The organism is Nocardia carnea NBRC 14403 (assembly GCF_000308515.1).
Taxonomy (GTDB): Bacteria; Actinomycetota; Actinomycetes; order Mycobacteriales; family Mycobacteriaceae; genus Nocardia; species Nocardia carnea.
The window spans coordinates 154,605-163,936 of the sequence record NZ_BAFV01000125.1 but is presented as its reverse complement, the minus strand read 5'-3'; the positions used below and the strand labels follow the sequence as shown (position 1 = coordinate 163,936).

6 protein-coding genes and 1 pseudogene are annotated in these 9,332 nt (G+C 68.0%); 2 read left to right on the top strand and 5 right to left on the bottom strand.

The annotated features are described in order from the left end of the window. Positions 1 to 481 (bottom strand): annotated as a pseudogene (locus tag ON22_RS37080) (metallophosphoesterase); the annotation flags it as partial. Positions 482 to 715: 234 nt separating this feature from the next. Beyond that, complete coding sequence (locus tag ON22_RS33500; RefSeq protein ID WP_033242476.1) at positions 716 to 2,821, bottom strand: AMP-binding protein; 2,106 nt, start codon at positions 2,819 to 2,821, stop codon at positions 716 to 718. A 325-nt stretch (positions 2,822 to 3,146) separates the two neighbouring features. Here ON22_RS33500 and ON22_RS33495 point away from each other — a divergent pair, with 325 nt between their 5' ends. Next, entirely contained in the window at positions 3,147 to 3,374 is a 228-nt protein-coding gene (locus ON22_RS33495; protein ID WP_156052213.1) for a hypothetical protein, read from the top strand. A 66-nt stretch (positions 3,375 to 3,440) separates the two neighbouring features. Then, a complete protein-coding gene (locus tag ON22_RS33490; RefSeq protein ID WP_033242007.1) occupies positions 3,441 to 4,361 on the top strand; it encodes an LLM class F420-dependent oxidoreductase in 921 nt (306 codons plus the stop codon). Between the two features lie 40 nt (positions 4,362 to 4,401). Here ON22_RS33490 and ON22_RS33485 read toward each other — a convergent pair whose 3' ends face one another. From ON22_RS33485 to ON22_RS33475, 3 genes are all read right to left on the bottom strand, one after another. Beyond that, on the bottom strand, positions 4,402 to 5,850 hold the full coding sequence (locus ON22_RS33485) for a three-helix bundle dimerization domain-containing protein (protein ID WP_231508044.1): 1,449 nt from the start codon (positions 5,848 to 5,850) through the stop codon (positions 4,402 to 4,404). Positions 5,851 to 5,982: 132 nt separating this feature from the next. After that, entirely contained in the window at positions 5,983 to 7,563 is a 1,581-nt protein-coding gene (locus ON22_RS33480; RefSeq protein WP_033242006.1) for a phytoene desaturase family protein, read from the bottom strand. A gap of 108 nt (positions 7,564 to 7,671) precedes the next feature. Beyond that, positions 7,672 to 9,252 (bottom strand): AIM24 family protein, encoded by a 1,581-nt coding sequence (locus ON22_RS33475; RefSeq protein WP_033242005.1) that lies wholly within the window; start codon positions 9,250 to 9,252, stop codon positions 7,672 to 7,674. Positions 9,253 to 9,332 lie beyond the last annotated feature (80 nt).

Here is a 9,332-nt window from a genome sequence, read left to right as displayed (position 1 = left end):
CGGCGGAACCGGGGGGAACCTCCGGCGGCGGCCCCGGCCGGGCCATCGGCGCCGGCCGGGGCGGCTCCCCGCTGTCTCCGACCGCCGCGCCCACGGGCTCCGGCGCCTGCGCCGGATGTGCGGGGGCGGCCGCCGGCTGGGGCGCGGCGGTTCCGGCGTCGCGAGTCTCCAGTCCACGCAACAGCAGCGGACGGATGATCTCTCCCGCCAGCACACCGATCAGCAGGTAGATGAACAGCGCAGCCCAGATGAAACCCGGCCACGCAGCGAGCCGCCAGAAATCCCAGGTCGCGCCCGCGAACACCGCACCGAACGCAGTACCCATCAGCACCACGCCGAGGCCGAGCACCCCGGCACCGATCGGCCGCCACATCGAACCTGCTCGCGTGGTGTCGCGGACCAGCCGTCGCCACAGGTACCAGTGCACTCCGGCGAGTACCACCACCGCGGCCAGCCCTGCGAGCACGGAAACTACTACCACGGAGGATGCCTCTCCCTGACCGATTGCCTATGCGGATGCTGAATCTACCCGTGCCCGCTCGGCGGTCCGTGGCCCCCGTTCCTCTTGCCCGCCCCCGCGGGGCCGGCGCGCACCGACCCCGCGCCGTGGCAACCATTGATTGCCCCATGTCAGCGCAAATATCTTCGGTACCGGCACCTTTTCGGCATCCGTTCGCGCCGCGGCGTGAACGTCATCGCCGCCGCCGCGGCCGGGTCACGCCGAGCCGCTGATCCCCAGCCCGCCCATTCCCGGCGGCGGAAGCTCACCGTTGTGTCCGCCCGCCAGTAGCCATTTCAAGATCTTCCCGGTTTCCCCGCGCGGCAGAGCCGGCAGGAAGGTGACGTCCCGGGGCACCGAGAACCGGCTGAGGCGATGCCGGATATAGGTGCGCACCATATCCGGATCCAGCCCGGACCCTTCGTGTTTCACCACAAAGGCAGCCAGCCGCTGACCGAATTCCGGATCCGGGACACCCACCACCGCGACCTCGCTCACCTGCGGCAGATGCGCGAGAGCCTCTTCCACCGGCCGCGGGAAAACGTTCTCGCCGCCGGAGATGATCATCTCGTCGTCGCGGCCGGCGATGAACAACCGTCCGTTGACATCGAAATATCCGATATCGCCGGTATCGAGCATGCCGTGCGCCTCGTCCGGCGGCGCGGCGTTGACATAACCGTCGAACAGCATGTGGTTACTCACGAAGATATGCCCCGTGGCGCCGATCGGCACCGGTTTGTGGTCCGGGCCCAGTACCGCGACCCGGGTACCGAGTGGCGGCCGGCCGGCGGTGGTGGGCGCGAAACGTAGATCTGCGGGGGTCGCGATGGTCGCCCAGGACACCTCGGTCGATCCATAGACGTTGTAGAGAATATCGCCGTAGGAGTCCATGAAGCGCAGGACCGTGGCTCCGGCCAGCGGTGCCCCGCAACTGATCACATGCCGCAGGCTCGAGGTGTCGTACCGGGCGCGCACCGCGGGCGGGAGGTCGAGGATGCGGTTGACCATGGTCGGCACCACGATCATGGTGGTGATGCCGTGTTCGGCGACCAGGTGCAGGCAGTCCTCGGCATCGAAACGTTCCGGCAGGATCACCGTGGATCGCAGCGCAGTACTGAGCTGCAGACCGGCGAGCCCCCAAGTGTGGAACAGCGGGGCCGGAATGAGCATTGCCGATTCCATTTCGAGCGGAATCCGGGACAGCAGCGCGGCGATGGTGCCGAACCCTTTGGGGTGGGGGCGCCGTGCCCCCTTCGGAACCCCGCTCGTTCCGGAGGTGAGGACGATCAGCCGCCCGGGATGGGCCGGTATACGAAAGTCGCGCTCGCCCAGATCGATCAGATCGTCGACGGTGTAGCGGTCCGGGAACGGTGGCAGCAGATCGGTGGTGAACCGGGGCAGGTCCTCGTGCAGATACTGCACCAGTTCCTCCAGGTCACCGTCGACGAACAAGGCCGAGAGCCGGTGCCGCTGGACGATCTGCTCGATGGTGCGCGCGGCCAGACCGGCGTTGAGCAGGGCCACGTCCACGCCGAGTTTTCCGGCCGCGACCATGGTTTCGACCATGCCGGCATGATTACGCGACAACAGGCCCACCGCATCGCCGGCACCGAGACCGGCCACCGCCATGGCCCCGGCGAGCGCGGTGGTGCGTTCGTCCATCTCGGCGAAGGTCCGCGTGCCCCGGTCATCGATCACGGCGAGCCGGTGCGGCGAGTAGGCGGCCCCGGCGGCGTAGCCACCGGCCAGGTTGAAGCCCCACTTGTTCAGTGACAGTAGTTGTTTCACCGCCACCTGCGCGTTCGTACGCACCACACCGCTGACGGTGACCTGCCGCATCACCCCGAAGCTGCGGCGTACCGGCGAGGCCTCCCCGTTGGCCACGATCGAGGTGCGGGCGCCGCGTACGATATCGGCGATCCGGCGTAATCCCTTGACCGCCCACTCCTGGACAGCGGAATTCGACAGTCCCGCCACCTGCCGGTGTACCCGGCCGGGGGTGAAGAAGGTGACCGCGATCCGGCTGCGATCCCCTTCCCCTGTCAACCGCAGAGCGGCGAAGCTGCCGATCTCCGGCGCGTGCAGTTCACAACTTTCGTACCACCGGCCGGTGACCACTCGTACCCGCAACACCCGGATACCCGCGTCGGGCGTGCCGATCCGGAATTCGAAGACCGGCTGTGCTCCCGGAAGGTCGAGCCTGGAGCAGGCGCCGATCCCGGTGAACGCGCGCGGATAGGTCTGCGGATCCAGCAGCAGATCCCACACCGCGGCGCGCGCCGCGGGCAGATCCGCGACCACATCGATGACGTCGGTAACCAACTCGTACAACTTCTCGTCGGCCCGCAACGGACAACTGGGTCGGCGGGGAAACCCATCTGTAACGTCGCTCACAATAGCCCGGCGCCACCGTTATTACCAGCGAGTAACCCCCACTCCGGGGCGGCTCTGTGACAGGTCACGAAGCGAATTGCCGGATATTCACCCCGGGGCCCGAAAGCCCGCCGACCTCGCGGTTGGAGGTTGCCCAAAGCTTTCCGCGACGACGGTGTGAGTGCTCCCAGCCCCGGCTCACTCCGGCCACACACCCGCTGTGCGCGAATTACATTCGGCGCCGTAACAGTCAATGGCGACCCCGGAGGAAACCATGCCCGAGACCCGGCGCCGGGTGGTCCGCAACCACACCGACGAGATCCTCAACTACTTCGGTAAATGCAAATCGTGCGGCTATCCGGCGCGCGCGGAGTCCTATCGCCGCATCTACGACACCGGCGAAATCGAAACCGTGGTCATCGCCAGCTGTGGTCTGCCGTGCGGCTGGTCCGGCCAGGTCCTGCCCACCACGATGACCGGCCCGGCCGCGCGCCTGGTCTGACGGCGGTGGTCACCGCCGCCGCAGGGCGGCCGGGGCCGCCACCCGGCCGTGCGGCACGATAGCCTCATGGAACTGCGTATCTTCACCGAACCGCAGCAGGGCGCGGACTACACGACACTCCTGCGGGTGGCCAAGACCGCGGAGGAACTCGGCTTCGGCGGTTTCTTCCGTTCCGATCACTATCTGCACATGGGGTCGGTGGACGGTCTGCCCGGCCCGACCGATGCGTGGATCACCCTGGCCGGCCTGGCCCGGGAGACCAGCCGGATCCGGCTCGGCACACTCGTCACCGCCGCCACCTTCCGGCTGCCCGGACCGCTGGCGATCCAGGTCGCGCAGGTGGACCAGATGTCGGGGGGTCGCGTGGAGCTGGGCCTGGGCACCGGCTGGTTCGCCGAGGAACACGCGGCCTACGGTATTCCGTTCCCGGACAACAAATTCGACCGTTTCGAAGAGCAACTGGCGGTGATCACCGGCCTCTGGGAGACCGCGCTCGGCGAAACCTTCGACTTCACCGGGAAGTACTACGAACTCCGCCGCTCACCGGCGCTGCCCAAACCGGTTCAGCAGCCCGTCCCGGTGATCGTCGGCGGCCAGGGCCCCAAACGGACACCCCGGCTGGCAGCGCAGTACGCGAGCGAGTTCAATATTCCGTTCCTTTCCGCCGACGACAGCGCCGCCCAGTTCGAGCGGGTCCGCGCGGCGGTCGCGGCGCAGGGCCGGGCCGCGGACAGCATGGTGTACTCCAACGCGCTCGTCGCCTGTGTCGGCACGAACGAGGCCGAGATCGCGCGCCGGGCCGCCGCGATCGGACGTGAGGTCGACGAATTGCGCACCAACGGGCTGACGGGGTCGCCCGCCGAGGTCGTCGACAAGATCGGCCGCTATCGCGAGATCGGCACCGAGCGGATCTATCTGCAGATCCTGGACCTCACCGATCTCGAACACCTGGCGCTCATCGCCAACGAGGTCGCCACCCAGTTGTGAGGTCGCCGGCGGGGGATCCTGCGGTCCCCCGCCGACCCTGTCAGTAGGCGCCCGCGACCCCACCGAGCAGATGTTCGAGGGTTTCATAGGCCGGAACATCGACCACATCGACGAGATCCGGGCTGACCTGCACATTGTGCTCGGTCACCACCTCGTCGAACCGGGCCGCGTCACCGGTGCGGAATCCGTGTTCGGCGGCCAGCGCCTGCAGATCGGGGTCGTTGTGCAGCAGCTCCCCGATCTCCTCCCCTTCCGGAGTAAGCGGGACCACGGTGTGCCGTGACAGCACCGTCGGCGAGGGATACAGCAGGACCATATCGTCGCGCAGGCGGCCCGCGACGGCCCCGGCGACATATTGCGCCTCGTAGATCCAGGTCATCGGGGTCGCACCCATACCCACGGTGAGGTACTCCTCGAACGGTCCCGTACTCGAGCCCTCGGTGTACCCCTGGGCCAGGAAAAGCCGCTGCAAGGTAGGCAGAACATGCTGCTCGGCGGCCGCACCGCGCACCACGGCGTGATCGTTGACCACATACCCGGCCACCGCCAGATACATCGCCGCCGAATTCGATGTCCGGATATCGGTCGTGCTGATCAGGATGTTCTTCGCCACCGGATAGGTCCGGTTCCCGGCCAGTTCGTCCCACTGCACACCGCGCTGGACCATATCGATATAGGCGGCGAAATCGAGCGCGGGGACAGGGCCGTCGTATCTCACCGCTCCGGCCGCGTCGAGTAGTTTCATGATGGGCGCGAAGGTCGCGATCGCCATCGGCGAATAGAACGGTGTGAACTGGGTCCGCACACCCACCTCACGCTTCAGCTTCTCGGCCGCGGGCAGGCTGGACGGGAAGGCGAAGGCCTGCCCCGCGAGATCGATCGAGGTGGCGATCTCCCGCGACCCGGCCGCTTTCACCCGGATCTCGAATCCGTGGGCGGCAAAGACCTCCGCGACCCGCGGATCGCCGAAGAACGCCGTCTTCTCCGATCCGACGATCCCGGTAACGGTTCTCAGCGGCGCACCCGCGACCGGCGCGGCCGCATTCGTCGCCTCGGCCCCCGGTCGCGTCACCGCCCAGGCGGCTGCGCCCGCCGCCACCACACCGGCCCCGGCCAGCACGAACAGACCGCGGCGACCGGTGGCCGGTGCGCGGCCGCGATCCGCGGAAACGGTCTCGCCGGCGCCCATCGTGAGTTTCTCGGTCGGCGCCGTGGCGGTGTCCGGTCCGGTCGCCGTGGCGCCCTCCGGTTCTTGCGCCGGTTCCAGTTCACGGCGTACCGCGCGTTCCACCAGAATGGGCACGAAATCGCGGACGGTGCTGCCGGAGAACCGGTCGTGCGTCGTCCGCACCGCGACACCCACCTCCGCCGCCGAGCGGTCGGCCGAATAGGCGGCGGCCAGCCGGTTCTCCAGCTCGCGAATCGCCTTCAGCTCGCGCGCGGCCTTGTCGTCGGGGGCCTCACCCTTGGGTGCGGTATCGAGTGCCACGTCCATCTCCTCGGCGCCGGTCAGCGAAATCGAAACGACCCGCCGGGCCGATCCACAGCCGACAACCCTACCGCCACAAAGTATTCGAACACTCCCGCAAGCGGGCACGGCAGCCGATTCTCCGACCAGAATTCACCGCGCATTTCCCGGCCGCTGGGCGGCGGTTTCCTCGAGCACCGCCATGGCGGCATTGTGCCCGCCGATACCGCTCACACCACCACCGCGAACGGTGCCGGCACCGCAGCGCAGGATATTACGATGCGCGGTATCCACACCCCAGCGCTGCGCCGGTGTCTCGGCGGGGCCGCTGCGATAGGGAAACGACAGGTCGCCGTGGAAGATATGCCCGCCGGGCAGGCGCAGGGTCCGCTGCAGGTCGACGGGTGTGGCCGCATCCAGGCACGGCGCGCCGTGGGCGTCGCGAGCCAGGCAGTCCTGCACCGGTTCGGCCAGTACCGTGTTCAGTTGGGCCAGGGTGGCGGCGACGGCGATCTCATTCTTCGCCTGTGGGTCGTCGGCGAAAAGCCTTGCGGGGGTGTGTAAACCGAACAGGGTCAGCGTATGCCGGGTATCCGGTGCATCGGGGCCGGAGATACTGGGATCGGTGAGGGTATGGCAGTAGATCTCCGACGGCGGCGCCGCGGGCAGCCGTCCCGTGGCGGCCTCACGATAGGCGCGGTCCAGTTGTTCGTAGGATTCCGCGATATGGAAGGTCCCCGCGAAAGCATCCTGTGGGTCGGTCCCGGTATCGCGCAGACGCGGCAGCCGGTCCAGCACCATATTGATCTTCAGCTGGGCGCCTTCGGGTTCCGTATCCGCCGGTTCGCCGAGTAACCGCGCCAGCTCGGCGGGCGCCGCATTCGCCAGGACATATCGAGCGTCGACGGCGGCCGATACCGCGCCATCGGTCACGAACCGCACCTGCGCGGTCGTACCGTCGGTATCCACCCCCACGACCTCGGCGCCCGTCAACACTTCCACGCCGGCCGAACGCGCACAGGCGAGGAGGGCATCGGTCAGCGCGCCCATCCCGCCCACCGGCACATCCCAGTCGCCCGTTCCGCCGCCGATCACGTGATAGAGAAAGCACCGATTCTGGGCCAGCGACGGATCATGGGCGTGGGTGAACGTACCGATCAGCGCATCGGTGAACACCACGCCGCGAACCAGATCGTCGGCGAAATACTCCTCGATCGTCTCCCCCAGGGGTCGCTCGAACAGTGCCGCCCATTGCCGCGCGCCCACCCGCTTCCGGAGCTCGTCGCGGGTGGGCAGCGGTTCGGTGAGGGTCGGGAATACGGCGCGGGCAACCTCACCGGTCATCGCCGAGAATCGCTCCCAGGCCGCGAATTCCCGGTCCGATCCGGTGATGCGGGCGAAACTTTCCCGCGTCGCCGCCCGCGAGCTGTTGTCCACCAGCAGGCCGGTATCCCCGGCCGGGGTGTAGGACGATATCCGCCGCTTCCGGGTGCGGAATCGTACACCCAGATCGTCCACGATCCGGTCCGGCAGCAGGCTGACCAGGTACGAGTAGCGCGATACCCGGATATCGATCCCTGCGAACAGCTGTGCGGAAACCGCCGCGCCTCCGGCGGTCGCCGCCTGCTCCAGAACGAGTACCGAATGCCCCGCCCGGCCCAGATAGGCGGCCGCGACGAGCCCGTTGTGCCCACCGCCCACGATCACCACGTCGTACCGAGCGCACATCACCATGTGTTGTCGATACCACACTCCCGCAGGCACCGGTGTCCATGACGATCGACCGCGTGTGCGAGGGTTCCCATACCGCGGCCGGTCGCCGGGCTTGTCCGTGGCCGAGTGTCAGCCGAGCAGACCGCCCAGCAGCCCACCGCTCTGGCCCGCCTCCTGTCCACCGCCGGTACCACCGAGGAGGCCGCCGGGTGGTAGTTCGGAGGGTTGCACGATGACGAATCCGCGGCCGGAGAACGAGAGCGTGATCCCCTCCCCGGTGCTACGGCCGATGAGCCGGCCCAGCCCGAAGGAATCGTTGCGTTTGACCCCGGTCTGCAGGCTCGACGACCACGCGATCGCCGCCTGCGGATCGGCGTAGGTCGGCTGGTCGACATTCAGCACGACAGGTGTGCCGTGGCTGGTGATGGCGATCCGGCCGCGACCGGAGAACACACAGTTGAACAAACCGGCGTTACTGGCGACACCGGCCGCGCCCTGCACCATCCGGATGTCGTAGCCCAGGGTCGGATCGAAGGCCAGCACGTTCGACCCGTTGATGGTGAGCCCGTCGGTCCCGTCCAGATCGATGATGTGCACCTCTGCGGCACCGTTGGCGACGAACAGATCACCGCGGCCGGACACCTTCATCAGCGGCACCCCTTCGCCGGTGAGCCGCTGCTGGATGGCGCGGCCGATACCGCCGGAGCCCAGCGCCTGGAAATGCAGGTCGCCCTGGTAGGCGACCATGGAGCCGGAGCGGACCAGCGTTTCGCCGTTCACCCCGACCTTGATCATCTTGCCGCCCTGTTTCTGGATACCCATACCAGAGACTTCGGCATGACGCGGGTCGAACAGCTCGCTGTGCATCGGCTGAGCTCCTTGCTGAGGAAAATGAGCTGGATTGTGCTGTGGTGCCGCGGGATAGGGGGCGGCGGGCGGATACGGCTGCTGCGGATAGGGCTGTTGGGATGGATACGGCTGTTGCGGCGGGTATCCACCCGAGGGGTAGGGCGCCGGGTTCGCCGGCGGAAAGGGAGCCGCGGGCGGGACAGGCGGATGGGGAGCGGCCGGCGGCGGATGCCCCGGTGCGGACGGCATATTCGGCGCCGATGGCGGCGAATACTGTTGCACCACTACGGGGTTGGCGACCATGGTCGGATCGGTACGGGAGGCCGGGGGCTGTTCCGGTGGGGCGGGCGAGGGCGGTACCGGATCGTCGTCCACATTGACCCCGAAATCGGTGGCGATACCGGCCAGGCCGTTATCGTAGCCCTGCCCCACCGCGCGCACCTTCCACGCACCGGACCGGCGATAGATCTCCACGCAGACCACCGCGGTTTCGGTGCTCAGCCCGGAAACCGGGAAGATGAGCGTCCCCTGCGGGCCGGTGATCGTCGCCGTCAGTGATCCCACCGCCCCGAAGGCCGGCGGTCCACTACCGTCGAGGCTCGCGGTGACCACCACTCTGTCGATATCGGCCGGTAGCATCGGCGTCTGCACATCGACCACATCCCCGGCGCCCCGGCCGTGCCGGTACGTGACGCCGGGGCCGGCGGGCTGATTGAAGAAGACGAAGTCCCCATCGGACCGGACCTTGTCGTTGGCGGCGAGCAGCAGTGCCGAGACATCGACCGTCGCCGAACATGTCACTGTGACGGTCAAACGGTCGCCCGGCGCGGGCCGGTTCTCCCCCGGAGCGAGTGCGGTCACCTCGTATCACCTCGACTCGACGCGTACCGGAACCGTCCGGTCCGCCGAGTTCCCCGGCGCGGGGCCGGGCACTCGTTCGT

Coding starts and splice junctions, on each gene's coding strand:
- ON22_RS33495 (WP_156052213.1), top strand. CDS start 3,147: ATGCCCGAGACCCGGCGCCGGGTGGTCCGCAACCACACCGACGAGATC.
- ON22_RS33490 (WP_033242007.1), top strand. CDS start 3,441: ATGGAACTGCGTATCTTCACCGAACCGCAGCAGGGCGCGGACTACACG.
- ON22_RS33480 (WP_033242006.1), bottom strand. CDS start 7,563: ATGGTGATGTGCGCTCGGTACGACGTGGTGATCGTGGGCGGTGGGCAC.